Source organism: Gordonia sp. J1A (assembly GCF_055393515.1).
In genome coordinates, this window is the sequence record NZ_AP041607.1 from 3624398 (window position 1) to 3637524 (window position 13127).

Annotated in this window: 12 protein-coding genes and 1 tRNA gene; 6 read left to right on the forward strand and 7 right to left on the reverse strand. The window is 68.4% G+C overall.

The annotated features are described in order from the left end of the window. Nucleotides 1–12: 12 nt before the first annotated feature. Complete coding sequence (locus tag ACZ5QD_RS16860; protein ID WP_006897002.1) at nucleotides 13–1305, reverse strand: acetyl-CoA C-acetyltransferase; 1293 nt, start codon at nucleotides 1303–1305, stop codon at nucleotides 13–15. A 139-nt stretch (nucleotides 1306–1444) separates the two neighbouring features. Between ACZ5QD_RS16860 and ACZ5QD_RS16865 the strand changes: the two genes are divergently transcribed. Then, complete coding sequence (locus ACZ5QD_RS16865; protein WP_062366204.1) at nucleotides 1445–2119, forward strand: DUF998 domain-containing protein; 675 nt, start codon at nucleotides 1445–1447, stop codon at nucleotides 2117–2119. Here ACZ5QD_RS16865 and ACZ5QD_RS16870 read toward each other — a convergent pair. Together ACZ5QD_RS16870 and ACZ5QD_RS16875 are read right to left on the reverse strand one after the other, a co-directional pair. Next, nucleotides 2116–3099, reverse strand: coding sequence for a hypothetical protein (locus ACZ5QD_RS16870; protein WP_464366954.1), 984 nt, complete (start codon nucleotides 3097–3099; stop codon nucleotides 2116–2118). The two genes, ACZ5QD_RS16865 and ACZ5QD_RS16870, sit on opposite strands and share 4 nt — an antisense overlap. Nucleotides 3100–3248: 149 nt before the next feature. After that, nucleotides 3249–4328, reverse strand: a complete 1080-nt coding sequence (locus ACZ5QD_RS16875; RefSeq protein ID WP_006896999.1) for a metallophosphoesterase — start codon at nucleotides 4326–4328, stop codon at nucleotides 3249–3251. Between the two features lie 162 nt (nucleotides 4329–4490). Between ACZ5QD_RS16875 and ACZ5QD_RS16880 the strand changes: the two genes are divergently transcribed. The 3 genes from ACZ5QD_RS16880 (at nucleotide 4491) to ACZ5QD_RS16890 (ending at nucleotide 7285) form a co-directional block, all read left to right on the forward strand. Next, entirely contained in the window at nucleotides 4491–6125 is a 1635-nt protein-coding gene (locus ACZ5QD_RS16880) for an alkaline phosphatase D family protein (RefSeq protein WP_006896998.1), read from the forward strand. 90 nt (nucleotides 6126–6215) lie between these two features. After that, entirely contained in the window at nucleotides 6216–7100 is an 885-nt protein-coding gene (locus ACZ5QD_RS16885; protein ID WP_006896997.1) for an SPFH domain-containing protein, read from the forward strand. Continuing rightward, nucleotides 7100–7285: a type II toxin-antitoxin system antitoxin gene (locus ACZ5QD_RS16890; protein ID WP_006896996.1), complete on the forward strand. Its 186-nt coding sequence runs from the start codon at nucleotides 7100–7102 to the stop codon at nucleotides 7283–7285. Before ACZ5QD_RS16885 ends, ACZ5QD_RS16890 begins: the two co-directional genes overlap by 1 nt. A gap of 7 nt (nucleotides 7286–7292) precedes the next feature. Here the strand turns inward: ACZ5QD_RS16890 and ACZ5QD_RS16895 are convergent, their stop codons facing one another. Both ACZ5QD_RS16895 and ACZ5QD_RS16900 read right to left on the reverse strand, forming a co-directional pair. Further along, nucleotides 7293–8624, reverse strand: coding sequence for a family 1 glycosylhydrolase (locus tag ACZ5QD_RS16895; protein ID WP_006896995.1), 1332 nt, complete (start codon nucleotides 8622–8624; stop codon nucleotides 7293–7295). Between the two features lie 93 nt (nucleotides 8625–8717). After that, a complete protein-coding gene (locus tag ACZ5QD_RS16900; protein ID WP_464366955.1) occupies nucleotides 8718–10223 on the reverse strand; it encodes an HNH endonuclease signature motif containing protein in 1506 nt (501 codons plus the stop codon). A gap of 157 nt (nucleotides 10224–10380) precedes the next feature. Between ACZ5QD_RS16900 and ACZ5QD_RS16905 the strand changes: the two genes are divergently transcribed. Both ACZ5QD_RS16905 and ACZ5QD_RS16910 read left to right on the forward strand, forming a co-directional pair. Further along, nucleotides 10381–10950, forward strand: coding sequence for a TIGR03086 family metal-binding protein (locus tag ACZ5QD_RS16905; protein WP_039867662.1), 570 nt, complete (start codon nucleotides 10381–10383; stop codon nucleotides 10948–10950). 93 nt (nucleotides 10951–11043) lie between these two features. Then, nucleotides 11044–11117, forward strand: a tRNA-Gly gene (locus tag ACZ5QD_RS16910). A 328-nt stretch (nucleotides 11118–11445) separates the two neighbouring features. Here ACZ5QD_RS16910 and ACZ5QD_RS16915 read toward each other — a convergent pair. Next, a complete protein-coding gene (locus ACZ5QD_RS16915; RefSeq protein WP_157225328.1) occupies nucleotides 11446–11895 on the reverse strand; it encodes an arginase family protein in 450 nt (149 codons plus the stop codon). A gap of 32 nt (nucleotides 11896–11927) precedes the next feature. Next, on the reverse strand, nucleotides 11928–13124 hold the full coding sequence (gene hutI / locus ACZ5QD_RS16920) for an imidazolonepropionase (RefSeq protein WP_006896978.1): 1197 nt from the start codon (nucleotides 13122–13124) through the stop codon (nucleotides 11928–11930). Nucleotides 13125–13127 lie beyond the last annotated feature (3 nt).

Consider the following 13127-nt stretch of genomic DNA (forward strand, 5'->3'; position numbering starts at 1 on the left):
GACCGCGGTCGGTCAGCCGGCCGATTCCAGAATCATGGTGACGGCCATGCCGCTGCCCGCGCAGATCGAGACCAGCGCGCGCGAGCCCGGTTGGGAGGCGAGGAGTTTGGCGACCGTTGCGACGATGCGGCCGCCGGTGGCGCCGAAGGGATGACCGGTGGCCAGCGAGCCGCCGCACACATTGAGGCGGCTGCGGTCGATCTCGCCGAGTGCCCGGTCGCGGCCCAGAGCCGTCCGGCAGAACTCATCGTCGTTCCAGGCGGCCAGCGTCGAGAGCACCTGAGAGGCGAATGCCTCGTGGATCTCGTAGAAGTCGAAGTCCTGCAGGGCGAGGCCGTTGCGGCGCAGCAGTTCGTCGACCGCGTACACCGGCGCCATCAGCACGCCCTGCGTCTTCGGGTCGCCGTCCACGTAGTCGACCGCCCAGCTCTGTGCGTCCACCAGCCGGGCGAGCGGGGTCAGATCGCGGCTCTGCGCCCACGCGGCCGTGCCCATCAGGACCGACGACGCCCCGTCGGTCAGCGTGGTCGAGTTCGCCGGCGTCATCGTGCCGTCGGGCCCGCCGAAACACGGTGCGAGCGCCGCGACCCGTTCGGCGGTCAGACCGCGTCGCAGGTTGTCGTCCTCGGCGAGCCCGGCGAACGGGGTCAGCAGGTCGTCGAAGAATCCGTCGTCGTAGGCCCGCGCCAGATTGTGGTGGGAGTCGAGCGCGATGCGGTCCTGGTCGGCGCGAGTGACGTTCCACGCCGCGCCGGTCACCGCCTGGGCGGCACCGGGAACGAGGTTGGTTCGGCGCTCGGCGGGGCTGGGGACGTCGAAGTCCAATGACAGCGGGATCTGCACGGCCTCGCGCAGGCGGTCGGGGAGGCTGCGGGCAGCGTTGACCCGGACGAGCCGGTTGCGCAGCCGAGGACCGAATCCGATCGGCGGATCGGAGGTGGTGTCGGCACCGCATGCGACGCCGGACTCGATCTGGCTGCACGCGATCTTGTTCGCGATGTGAACCACGGCCTGGCCTCCGGTGGCGCACTGCTGCTGCACGTCCACGGTGGGAGTAGCCCGCGACAGCGGGGTGTCGAGAAGGCTTTCGCGGGTGAGGCTGTGGTCGCGGGCGAGCTTGACGACAGCGCCGCCGGCCACCCCGCCCAGGCGTACGTCGTGGAGACCGAAGCGGTCGACGAGGCCGTTCAACGCGGCGGTGAGCATCGTCTGGTTCGTCTCGCCCAGGTAGGCGCCGTTGGAACGAGCGAAGGGGATCCGGTTACCGCCCAGGACATAGACGTTCTGGAGTTCGCGAGGTGACATGGTCCAGAAAGCTACCATCAGCCGATGTAAACGTTCGAGGGGCCGTCGACGGGACTCGGCGCGAACCGGTCGGGCGCCGACCTCGGTAGACTCCGACGTCGTGCACGGATTACGAGCCAGATCCGCCTTCGTCGGCGCGATGCTGGTGTTGGCGGGGGTCTGCTACTCGTCGTGGGTGCTCGACCTGTTCCTGCATTCCGGACTCGATCCGATGCGCTCGTTCCTGTCCGAGCTCGACAGCGGCCACATGCCGCACCGCGATGTCTACGTGACTGGCGACGTGCTGACCGGGGTCTTCTCGCTGCTCGCCGCGTTCGGCCTCGGTTGGCCGCCGTCGCTGGTGCGCAACAGGTTCTCGATCACCGCCGCGGTGGCGATCGGCGCGTTCGGTGCGTCGACCATCGCCGACGCGCTGATGCCGATCGAGTGTCTGGCCGGTCGCGACCCGGGGTGCCCATCCGAGTCACGCGGCCTGCTGCCGCAGTTGCAGCACGTTCACGCCCTCACGAGCTCGCTCGCGGTGTTCGCGATCTTCGTGGCGATGGTCGCGGCGTCATTGGCGGCCTGGCGGCGGGGCGACTGGGCGTGGCTGCGTTACGGGGGCGGTCTGGTCTTCGCCGTCGTCGTGCTCGCGACCGTCTGGATGCTGGCCGCCGACCGGCTCGGCGGCGACTACCGGCTGGGACTGGCCCAGCGGATCCAGGTCGGCGGGATGAGCCTGTGGCTGGCGTTCTGGGGCGTCGCGATCGCCCGGTGGGGACGCGGCGCGCGTGCCGCCTCCGCGAACTCGGCGGACGACGGCACCGCAGGCTAACGGCCCTTGGGTCGCGTCTCGCCGCGCAGCCAGGCCGGGATGTCGGTCTCCAGTCGCGGCCGGGCGGGATCCATCACGACGCGGACCACATCGCTGTTCAGGCGCGGCACCATCCGCGCACCGAGGAGATCGTGCACCGCGTCCGGAACGTCGACCACCGAGCCGACCACACCGATGAGGTCGCCGAGTGATTCGCCGAAGGGATTCACCAGGCTCACGTCGAGCGGGTTCTTGACCGAGAGAGCGATCGGGCCGTCGTCGTGCTGCGTCCGCTGGAACAGGAATCCCACGCTGGTGCAGGAGTCGGTCACCGAGTTTCCGGAGCGGACCTCGGCGGTGCCGAAGGCCGCCGTACAGATCGCGCCGTTGCCGGGCCCCTTGCCACTGCTCGCCGAGGTGACCCCGCCGAACGCCGTGGTCGTCGTGGTGCGTCCGCGGGCGTCGGCGGTGCTGAAGGCGAGTGCCGCGGGGAGGGCGGTGGCCTCGGCGCGCGCGCCCGTCACCGTTGCCACCGCCACGGAGGCTCCGAGCACCGTCGCATTGGCCGAGGCCTTTCCGCCGAGGAGACCGGCGGCGACACCGAGGCTCAGCACATTGGCGAGCGAATGCGCCTCACCGCCGGTGACCGCGATCGCGGCGGTGATCCCGCCGCCCGCGATGGAGGCCTTGGTCGGCAGTGCCGGACCGACGGCGATCGCCTGGTTGAGGTCCCGCAGGATCGGTTCCTGACCGAACAGGCGGAGCAACCCGTCACCCAGTGCCGCCGTGACCGGTGCCGCCCGTTTGCAGTCGGCGGTGATCGGGATCAGGACGTTGCCGTTGATCGGATTGCGGATGCTCGCATCGGCCGATTCACCGGGTGCGCATGTCGCCGATACCCCCGGAGTCGACGCCGCGTGCGCCGGTGCCGCTGACGCGCCTGCGGCGACGATGGCCACGGCGGAGGCGGCCAGGATCCGTCGAGTCGTGAGCTTGGACATCTGAAGCCTCCCCTGGTCGGCGACCCGCGACGAGATGCGACGAACGACTGAGATGGATTGCTTGAAACTAGCGCCGTCAGTCGGTCGGGGGAGGGGTTTTCAGCGAAAAGTCCGATGGATCGGGACTGTGCGGTGTAGGTACTTCGACGTCAGCGTCGGTACGTCGTGGTGAAGGCCTCCGTCGGCCCGGACGCGTTCGCGGCCACTTCGTGGGCCGTCAGAACCACCGATGTGGAATCGATCGCGAGCGTCATGAATCCGCGGTCGCGGTAGTTCTCGTACTTGGCCCGGAAGCGGCCGGCGGAGCGGCCGTTCACCGACTTCGCCGCGGCCCCGGACACGATCTGGCGCGTGCCCTTGAGTCCGGAGACGTTCTCGAGGACCTGCTGGCTGTGATCGTGTCCGGAGAACAGGAAGTGCGCGCGGCCCGCGACGTGCTTCTCGATGAACCGCTTCATCTCCACGCCGTTCAGCGGGGCCGGGAGGCCGTCGAAGTCGCCTGCCGGCCCGTGTGGTCCGTTGTTCGCGTACGGGTGATGGGTGCAGACGATCTTCCAAGGTGCAGTCGAAGTCCGCAGCGCGCGGTCGAGCCATGCCGCCTGGCGCGTCATGTAGTGGCCGCCGGGCTCCCACTCGGGGGACAGGAAGGGCGGAATGTAGGCGGCGAGGGGGTTCATGTCGAGGACGAAGACGTCGGCGACGCCGAGCGGGACGCTGTAATAGCGCGCGGGCATGTACCAGCGGCGGGAGCGCCGGTGGTAGGCCACCTCGGCGTCGCCGCGCAGCAGCCAGCCGCCGTCGCCGGGGAACACGGCGGTGTTGTCGTGATTGCCGAGCGTCATCAGCCACGGGAAGTCGAGACCGGCGTTCGGCTTCTCGAACTTGGTGGTGAATTGATGGTCGTCCGGGCCCTTCGGGCCGGTCTCGTAGATGTTGTCGCCGAGACCGAGGGCGAGGTCGAACGGAGTGGTCGCGTGGATCCTCCGAGCGGCGGCGGTTACCGCGTACTGGGGCTTCTCGCCGGTGCCCGCGTCGCCGGTCACCAGGACGTGGAGGCTCGACGCCTTCGACGGGAGGGGGAAGCGGGACGCCGCGGAGGCGGTTCCGGCTCCCCGGGCGGTGGATCCCAGTGCTCCGAGGCCGGCGGCCGCGCCGGTGGCGGCGGCGCCCGCGAGGAAGGTGCGTCGATTGAGGCCGCGGCGGTGCGGCTGGGGGCTGTTGTCGGTCATGGGCGTGATGGTTCCACGTCTACGTGAACGAAAGGTGTTCGATTCCAGCACTATTCGCCATGTCGGCGCCGACTTGCGTTTACTGACGAGTAACCTGTCTCTGCCAGCCTTCTCGCGATGTCTGAGAAACGAACCTCCCTCCCAGTCTCCCGGCGTGCCTTCATGGGCGCCGCCGGGGCCGGCGCGCTGGCCCTCGGTGTTCCCTCTGTCGTCGCGGCGGGTGACGCCCGGGGCGCGCCCGGCCCGCGGGCGGCGTTCCAGCACGGAGTGGCCTCCGGCGATCCGCTGCCGAACGGTGTCATCCTCTGGACGCGCGTCACTCCGACCGCGGAGGCGACGCCCGGCTCCGGACGCGGGCCGTCGTCGAATCTGGTCTGGGAGATGTCGGCGGACGAGCACTTCGGATCGACGGTCGCCTCGGGCTCGGTCACCACCGACGCCTCACGCGATCACACGGTGAAGGTCGACGTCGGCGGACTCGCGCCGGCCCGCGTCTACTGGTACCGGTTCCGGGTCACCGGAGGGCCGGCTGCGGGCGCCGTGTCGCCGGTCGGCCGCACCAAGACCGCGCCCGCCACCGACGCCGATGTCGCGAAGGCTCGCTTCGGAGTCGTGAGCTGCTCCAACTGGGAGGCGGGCTATTTCGCTGCCTATCGGCACCTGGCCCAGCGGACGGAGCTCGACGCCGTCATTCATCTCGGTGATTACATCTACGAGTACGGCGCAGGCGAATACGGCGGGAAGAACGGCCCGGTGCGGATCCACCGCCCGGCGCACGACATCGTCTCGCTGGCGGACTACCGCATCCGACACGGCCAGTACAAGACCGACCCCGACCTGCAGCAACTGCATCGCGCGCTCCCGTTCATCGCGACCTGGGACGATCACGAGACCGCCGACAACTCGTATCGCTCGGGGGCGGAGAATCACGATCCCGCCAGGCAGGGGTCGTGGGCGGCACGAAAGGCCAACGCGGACAAGGCGTATTACGAGTGGATGCCGGTTCGGCCGGTCGTCTCGGCGAACAACCGGCACATCTACCGGCGATTGCGTTACGGCAGGCTGCTCGAGTTGTCGATGCTCGATCTGCGGACCTATCGGGACCGCGAGGCGTCGAGGTTCAGCAAGCAATCCGACGCCGGCGCCACCACGATCACCGGTCGTGCGCAGATGGAGTGGGTCACCGGCGGCATCGTCACCTCCACCACCCGATGGCAGCTCATCGGCAACTCCGTGATGATCTCGCCGGTGCTGTTGCCGCCGCTGAACCCGGACACGACCAAGGCGATCACCGATCTGATCGGTGTTCCGGAGAACGGCGTGCCCTTCAACACCGACCAGTGGGACGGTTATACGAAGGATCGGGCGCGACTGCTCGACGCCGCCGACCGCGCGGGCAAGAAGAATCTGGTCTTCCTCACCGGCGACATCCACATGTCGTGGGCCAATGAGATTCCGCGCAAGCCCGCCGACTATCCGGGCGCGGGCACACTCGGCACGGAGTTCGTGGTGACCTCGGTGACGTCGAACAATCTCGACGACATGGTGAAGGCGCCCGAGCACACGGTCGGGAACGCCGCCGCGGCCGCCATCACGGCGACGAATCGGCACGCCCGCTGGGTCGACACGGACGCCCACGGGTACGGGGTGCTGACCGTCGATCCCGCAGCGGCCCAGATGGACTGGTACTCGCTCAACGACCGCGCCGACCGGCACACCGGCGAGTATCACGCGCAGTCGTGGAAGGTGCGCTCCGGAACCCGCCGCATGACCAAGGTCTCCGGCCCGGCGAGCTGACTCATGCGATCAGCCGTGCCGCTGATAGCTCAGTGATATCATCCTGCTAGTGGTGGACGACCGGTCCGCCGTCGACGGGAGGGTGTCGCTGTGGACTTTCGGAATGCATGGCGGACCAACGGGTTCATCGGTCTGCTCGGATCGCTGGTGGTGGTGATCGCCTGCGTGGTGGCGGTGATCGCGACCATCGCAGCGGTGTCGGACGGGGCGTCGCCCGCGCTCATCGTCGTCACCGTGCTCGCGGTGATCGTGGGCTTCGCGGCCCTGCTGACGATGACCGGTCTGACGACGGTCAGCCCCAACGAGGCCAAGGTGCTGCAGTTCTTCGGCCGCTACATCGGTTCGGTGAGCGACGCGGGCTTCTTCCTCGTGACGCCGCTGACCGATCGCCGGACCATCTCGCTGCGTATCCGCAACTTCGAGACTCAGAAGCTCAAGGTCAACGATGCGGACGGCAATCCGGTCGAGATCGCGGCGGTGGTGGTCTATCGCGTCGTCGACAGTTTCAAGGCGGCGTTCGCGGTCGACGACTACGAGGAGTACGTCGCCATCCAGTCGGAGGCGGCGGTACGTCATCTGGCTACGAGCTATCCGTACGACTCGCATCAGACCGACACCATCAGCCTGCGCGACGGTGCCACCATCGCGGAGGAGATGACCGTCGAACTGCGTGAGCGCACCCAGATGGCGGGCATCGAGATCATCGAGGCTCGGATCACGCACCTGGCCTACGCGCCCGAGATCGCGCAGGCGATGCTCGTCCGACAGCAGGCCGCGCAGGTGGTGGCGGCGCGTCAGCAGATCGTCGAGGGTGCGGTGGGGATGGTCGGTCTCGCGCTCGACCGGCTCGCCGAACAGGGCGTCGTCGAGCTGGACGAGGAGCGTCGCGCGGCGATGGTCTCGAATCTGCTGGTGGTGCTGTGCGGTGACCGTGCCACGCAGCCGGTGGTCAACGCGGGAACCCTGTACGCCTGATGACCGAGCAGTCGGGCGCTTCCCGTCCGGCGAAGCGCGAGCAGAAGAAGGTGCTGCTGCGGCTGGACCCGGACGTGCATGCGGCGATCGCCAAATGGGCGGCGGACGACCTGCGCAGCGTCAACGGTCAGCTCGAGTACGCGCTTCGGTTGGCACTGAAGCAGGCCGGGCGGTGGCCGGATTGAGTGCCGGTCATCGTGCGGGCATCAGGCAGCTGGCCGGCGCTGCCACCAGTGAGCACACGGTCGCGGGACGGGTCGGCCGGTAGCGCGTCCCGACGCCGCCCTCGGCGGTGATGCCACGGAAGGCGGTCACGGCGTCGGTGGGGATCCGCCGGAGCGTGGGATCGGTCTTGACGTTCACGGTGTAGAGACCGAATCTCGGTGTGTAGCTGCCCCATTCGTAGTTGTCGGTGAGACTCCAGTAGTTCATGCCGATCACCGGGAGTCCGTCGCGGCGGGCGCGCTGGATCCAGTAGACGAGGTCGCGGAGATGGTCGGCGCGCCGGTACCCGTCCGGCCGGGGCTTGCCGTTCTCGGTGGCCATGCCCGCCTCCACGACGTAGAGCGGCTTGCCCGGGAAGCGGTGCGCCATGTCGCGGAGCGCGTAGTACACGCCGTCGGTCGCCGCCGCCGCCTTCCAGAACTCGCTCGTCGCGGCGTACACGGCCGTGGGGTCGGTCGGGGAGATGGAGTAGTAATAATCGAGTCCGACGTAGTCGAGCTGGTTGCGGATGCGGTTGAGGAAGGCCTGGTCGAGGCCGGGCTCGATGGTCGGAATGTAGGCGACATTGGAGCTGACCTGGGCGCCAGGGTCTTTGGCGTGAATGTATCGGTAGATGGTCTGGTGGGCCTTGACGAGTCTGTCGACCATCAGCGTCACCGATTTCTTCGGTATGCCACCGTATTGGACCTCTTTCAGGACGTACGCGGCCGGTTCGTTGATCGTGATCCAGAGCGGGTGGTACTTGGCGTACCGGTCGACGACGATCCGGTTGTGCCGCAGCCAGGCGTCGAGTGTGGCGGGGTCGGACCATCCGCCGCGGTCGGCGATCCAACCCGGGTACACCCAGTGGTCGAGGGTGATCATCGGCCGCATTCCCGCGGCGACGATGGTGCGCACGACGTCGTCGTAGTAGTCGAGTTCTCGTGCAGCCAGGTGGCCGGGGCGCGGTTCGATGCGGGCCCATTCGATGCCGATGCGGTAGACCTTGGCGCCGAGGCTCTTCGCCAGCGCTATGTCTGATGCGTAGCGATGCCGGAAATCGACGGACGTCCCGATCGGATCGTCGGTCGCACCCTTCGCGATGTAGCGAGTCCAGTTGCTGTCGGGGGAGTCGCCTTCGGACTGGAAACCGGAGGAGGCGACACCCCAGAGGAACGTGGACGGCAGTGAGCCGGCCGGCTTGGCCTCGGCGGAGGCGGTGAGACTGGACGGGATCGCCGGGGTCAGTGCGGCACTCAACGCGAGCGCGAGGGCGAGAGCCGCAGCCAGGAGCAGAGCAGGATTGACTCGGACCGACATGGCGCGACGGCGCGACGGATGAGCCCCTCCCATGAGTGTGACGATAGTCTCATTTCGGGGGAAGTGGCCGCATTCGCGGTCCCGCGCGCCCGATCAGGCCGCGTGGTACGGACGGGATCCGGCTCTCGGCTGTGCGGGTTGCGTCTGCGGAGGTGGCTGGGGGAGTTCTCGTGGGTACAGGTGCCGTGCTTGTCCGGCGTGGTGGATGGGGTTCAGGCGCCAGGGGTGATTGGTGGTGGCTGGTCGCCAGGCCATGCGTCCGGCATCGGGTCCGTCGGTGAGGGTGGTGGTCTCCCATTGGCCGCGGTTGGTGCCGACGGCGCGGTTGTGGCGCCCGCACGCGGCGCCGAGAGCGTCGATGTCGGTGCGCCCTCCCGGGGTGATCCAGTCCGGTGCGTGATGGGCCTGAGTCTGCGCGAACGGGCGGTCGCAGCCAGGGGCGGTGCAGCCGCGGTCGCGGGCGAACAACGCCAACCGCTGCGCCTTACTCGCGAAGCGTGCACCGCGGCCTTGGTAGAGGACTTCGCTGGTGTGATGGCGGAAGACCGCCAGATGCGGGACGGCGTCGGCAGCGAGCCGGACCAACTCGCCGATCGGAACGCGGGTACCGGTCGCGGTCAGAGCGATTCCGGCGTGGGCGGCGAGTTCTTGATCGGTGACGGTGATGACCAACTCCGCCGGTATCCGGCTCGGTGCTCCGAGTCCGCCGTGGGCGAGAACGTAGTCGCACAACGCCAGCAACGCATCGTGTGTGCGTTGGGCGGCACTGCGCAGATCCCGACCCCGCGCCGCCGCCAGAGCCTCGGCGTCGATGCTCTCGGCGTCGATGGTTCCGGTCGGTGAGTCGGGGTCGGCGGGATTGTTCATCCCGGGTGCGGCCCAGGCGGTCAAGATCACTTCGAACTTGGCCCGCAACTCCGGAGTCATCGCGCCGTGCACTTTGCTCATGAGTTGTCGGTCTTGCGGGAGGATGCTGATTCCGCGTTGGCGTTGCCGGTCGACGTGATCGCTCTCCTGCCCGTCGGGGTCCAGGTGAGCGAGCAGTCGGTCACCGACCTTGCCCAGATCATCCGGATTCAACCCGACGGCAGCCTGAGCGAGTTCTGCCTCCGCACGAGCTCTGACCTCCGGCGAGATGCAGCCGGGCACTTTCGCCAGCACCGCGGAGATCACCAACGCGTGTTCGGCGCCGACAGTCCCGGCCGCCACCGCGGCAGCGGTCGCCGGCTTGCGCGGAGGCAGAGTCTGCCCTTGAAAGTTGGAGAACTCACCGATCGCCTCAGCCATCCGCAGCCGCCGACCCGCCTCGCGAGTTCCCAGCCGCAAGCCCTGTGAGAGGTACTGGTGCGGATTCAGATAGCCGGCGGTGCGGTGGGCGTTGCGGTCGGAGACCTCCACCAGCAGCGCGGCGGAGATGCCGTCCCAGCGTCGCCGGATGCGTTCGGCGGTCTGTGTGTGGGCCAGCAGTTCCGGTTCGGTCTCCGGCGACAGCGAGGTCTCAGCGAGCTTCACCGCCGCGGCATCGATCAATGCCAACAACTCTGAGGGCTGGTTCGGCAGCGCGAGAGCGGTGACACCATTAGTGATCGGATCGCTCATCGCTGCCACCTCCCCCGAGTGTTTCAGCTGGTCACACCATGTTTTCTTGAATACCTGAACGCTATCACTCAGGTCCGACAAAACTGGTCCGTGAGCGGTCGGTGGAGATGTCGGAAATCTTCAAGACCTCGGGAGTGTGTGGTCGTACCGTCGAATCATGGAAACGTCCACTGCCCTGAACCAGACCCTGAAGAGCCTCGCCGACGTTCTCGACGGTGCCTCAGACACTCCGCTCGACGCTCCGACTCCATGCAGCGAGTTCGACTTTCAGACGTTGCGGGCCCACGTCGTGGGGTGGTTGACCGCGTTCACCGACGGATTCACTTCAGACGACCATCTCTGCAGTGATCCGGGCGCGGTGTCTGTGGCCGGCACCGGCGGCGACCAGGTACGGGAGCTCGCCGAACGACTCGACGTCGTGCTGCCGGAGGCCGCCGCCGAACCGCTCCGAATCGGAGAGTCCGCGATGCCCGGAGACATGGCTCTGTCGATGATGTTGTGGGAGTACCAGGTTCACGGTTGGGACCTGGCTCGCGCGGCCGGGAGACCCTGGGCGCCCGCCGACAGCGCGCTGGAGGCTTCGCTGGAGTTCGCGCCCGGGATGCTCACCCCGGACTTCCAGGGCGAGGGCAAGGCCTTCGCGGCTAGCGTGCCGGTTCCTGAGACCGCCCCGCCGCTCGACAGGCTCGTCGGGTTGTCGGGCCGTGATCCGCACTGGACGGCCTGACGGAAGCCGTCACACCTGACGGCTTCCGGAGCGTCGGTCACTGCGAGTCGACGGCGGTTTGCTAGTCTTGGAGCCGCGAGATCGCCTCGCAGTGCCGATGTAGTTTAGTGGTAGAACATCAGCTTCCCAAGCTGAGAGTGCGGGTTCGATTCCCGTCATCGGCTCCACGAAATCCCCTGGTCAGAGTGCTTCTGGCCGGGGGATTTCGCGTTGCGAGGCAACTGTGAGTCAACATCTGCGAGTAGGTGCGGGCTCGCCCGCACCCGACTCCGGACGTCTCGATCGGACTCTGAGTCCACCGCATGGCGACACTCGACGAGTGCATCTGCGATCGCCGCACCAGGCGCGGTCTCAACGCCACGTCGTCGGGCGAGCTGACGCGGCGCCGACCCGCTGCCCCGACCATTCCTCGGACGGTCCGTACATCGCCCGCCGCAACGTATTCCGTCTGCTGTGACGGCTCGAGCATCCGGCGTCGGCCCCGCCTCCGCGTCCTCATGAGACGGACGGACATGGCGATGCGGCGACGGCGGTCTTGACCGAGCGGGAGCACACGTCTATACATGTATAGACAACGTGGTTGGTGTCACTTACAACGATGCTCATTGCGGACCGGCCGAGCCGCTCCTGGCCGGCTTCCAGCTCGCCGTCGGTGACAGCGACGTCGCCGGCGTCGAAGACGCTGATCGGTCCGGACAGGGCCATCGGCGCCAACGCGCGCCGCAGTGCACCGGGCCCCGTCGCCGCTCCGGTGCGGCCCTTGTTGCGGCGTACCCCTTCGTCGCTGGCGAAGCCGACGATCGTGGTGGGGGCGGGGGAGTCGGCGGCGGGCGGATCGTCGGCGACGAGCGGGCGCACCACGTGATGCCACCGCACATGCCCGGCACCCGGGCCGTCGTCTCGCCCCGACCACGGTTCGGGCGTCACATCCACGAGTCCGGTCATCGACATCGCTTGTGCCTCTCAATCTTCGGTTGTCAGTGTCGGGCGGGGACGGGTGCCCCGTTCTTCCACACCTCGCGGACCAGCGGAACTCCCGGCCGATAGGCCAGATGGATGTGCGACGGTGCGTCCAGTGCGATCGCGTCGGCGCGCGATCCCACCGTCAGACGGCCGATGTCGTTGCGCTGCAAGGCCGCTGCTCCGCCGGCGGTGGCGGCCCAGACCGCCTCGTCGGGACTCATGTGCATCTCCCGCACGGCCAGCGCGATGCACAGCGGGATGCTCGTGGTGTAACTGGTGCCGGGATTGCAGTCGGCGGCCAGCGCCACGGTGACGCCGGCGTCGAGCATCGCGCGAGCGTCGGGGTATCTGCTGCTGCGCGTGCAGAAGTCGGCGGTGGGCAGCAGGGTCGCGACCGTGCTGCTCGCGGCCAGCGCTTCGACGTCGTCGGCGGTGGTGTGCGTGACGTGGTCCACCGACGCGGCGCCGAGCTCGACGGCCAACTGCACGCCGGGGCCGGGGCCGAGCTGGTTGCCGTGCACTCGCGCGGTCAGCCCGGCGTCGATGCCGGCACGCAGCACCGCCTCGGACTGGTCGCGGTCGAACGCGCCGGTCTCGCAGAAGACGTCGATCCACTTCGCGTGCGGTGCGCAGTCGGGGATCATCCGCTCGCAGACCATCTCGACGTAATCGTCGGTGCGACCGGTGTATTCGGGCGGCGTCACGTGCGCGGCGAGCAGCGTCGTCTCACCGGTGTGCCGGCCCGCGACGCGAAGGCTGCGCATCTCGGTGTCGATGTCCTGCCCGTAACCGGACTTGCATTCGATCGTGGTGCTCCCGGCGGCGAGCGCCTCGCGCACCAGCCGCGCCATGTTGGCGTCGAGCTGGTCGTCGGAGGCGCCGCGGGTGGCGGCGATGGTGGTACGGATACCTCCCGCGCCGTACGGCTCGCCCGTCATCCGGGCCGCGAACTCCTCGGCGCGTTCACCGCCGAACACCAGATGTGCGTGACTGTCCACGAAGCCCGGCAGCACGGCGCGTCCGTCCACGTCGTAGCGGTGGTGCGCGGCGCCGTCCGGAACCCGGGCGGCGGGGCCGACCCACTCCACGACGCCGTCGCGGAAGACCATCGCGGCGTCGTGGAGCAGTCCCAGCGGACCGTCGCCGAGCTCCGGGCTGTTGGTGATCAACGTGCCGATGCCGGTGATGAGAACCGATCCGTCTGAGGTCATCGG

Excerpts from the sequence above, each read along its gene's own strand:
- ACZ5QD_RS16860 (WP_006897002.1), bottom strand. The coding sequence starts at position 1,305 with ATGTCACCTCGCGAACTCCAGAACGTCTATGTCCTGGGCGGTAACCGG.
- ACZ5QD_RS16865 (WP_062366204.1), top strand. The coding sequence starts at position 1,445 with ATGCTGGTGTTGGCGGGGGTCTGCTACTCGTCGTGGGTGCTCGACCTG.
- ACZ5QD_RS16870 (WP_464366954.1), bottom strand. The coding sequence starts at position 3,099 with ATGTCCAAGCTCACGACTCGACGGATCCTGGCCGCCTCCGCCGTGGCC.
- ACZ5QD_RS16875 (WP_006896999.1), bottom strand. The coding sequence starts at position 4,328 with ATGACCGACAACAGCCCCCAGCCGCACCGCCGCGGCCTCAATCGACGC.
- ACZ5QD_RS16880 (WP_006896998.1), top strand. The coding sequence starts at position 4,491 with ATGGGCGCCGCCGGGGCCGGCGCGCTGGCCCTCGGTGTTCCCTCTGTC.
- ACZ5QD_RS16890 (WP_006896996.1), top strand. The coding sequence starts at position 7,100 with ATGACCGAGCAGTCGGGCGCTTCCCGTCCGGCGAAGCGCGAGCAGAAG.
- ACZ5QD_RS16895 (WP_006896995.1), bottom strand. The coding sequence starts at position 8,624 with ATGTCGGTCCGAGTCAATCCTGCTCTGCTCCTGGCTGCGGCTCTCGCC.
- ACZ5QD_RS16900 (WP_464366955.1), bottom strand. The coding sequence starts at position 10,223 with ATGAGCGATCCGATCACTAATGGTGTCACCGCTCTCGCGCTGCCGAAC.
- ACZ5QD_RS16905 (WP_039867662.1), top strand. The coding sequence starts at position 10,381 with ATGGAAACGTCCACTGCCCTGAACCAGACCCTGAAGAGCCTCGCCGAC.
- ACZ5QD_RS16915 (WP_157225328.1), bottom strand. The coding sequence starts at position 11,895 with ATGACCGGACTCGTGGATGTGACGCCCGAACCGTGGTCGGGGCGAGAC.
- hutI (WP_006896978.1), bottom strand. The coding sequence starts at position 13,124 with ATGACCTCAGACGGATCGGTTCTCATCACCGGCATCGGCACGTTGATC.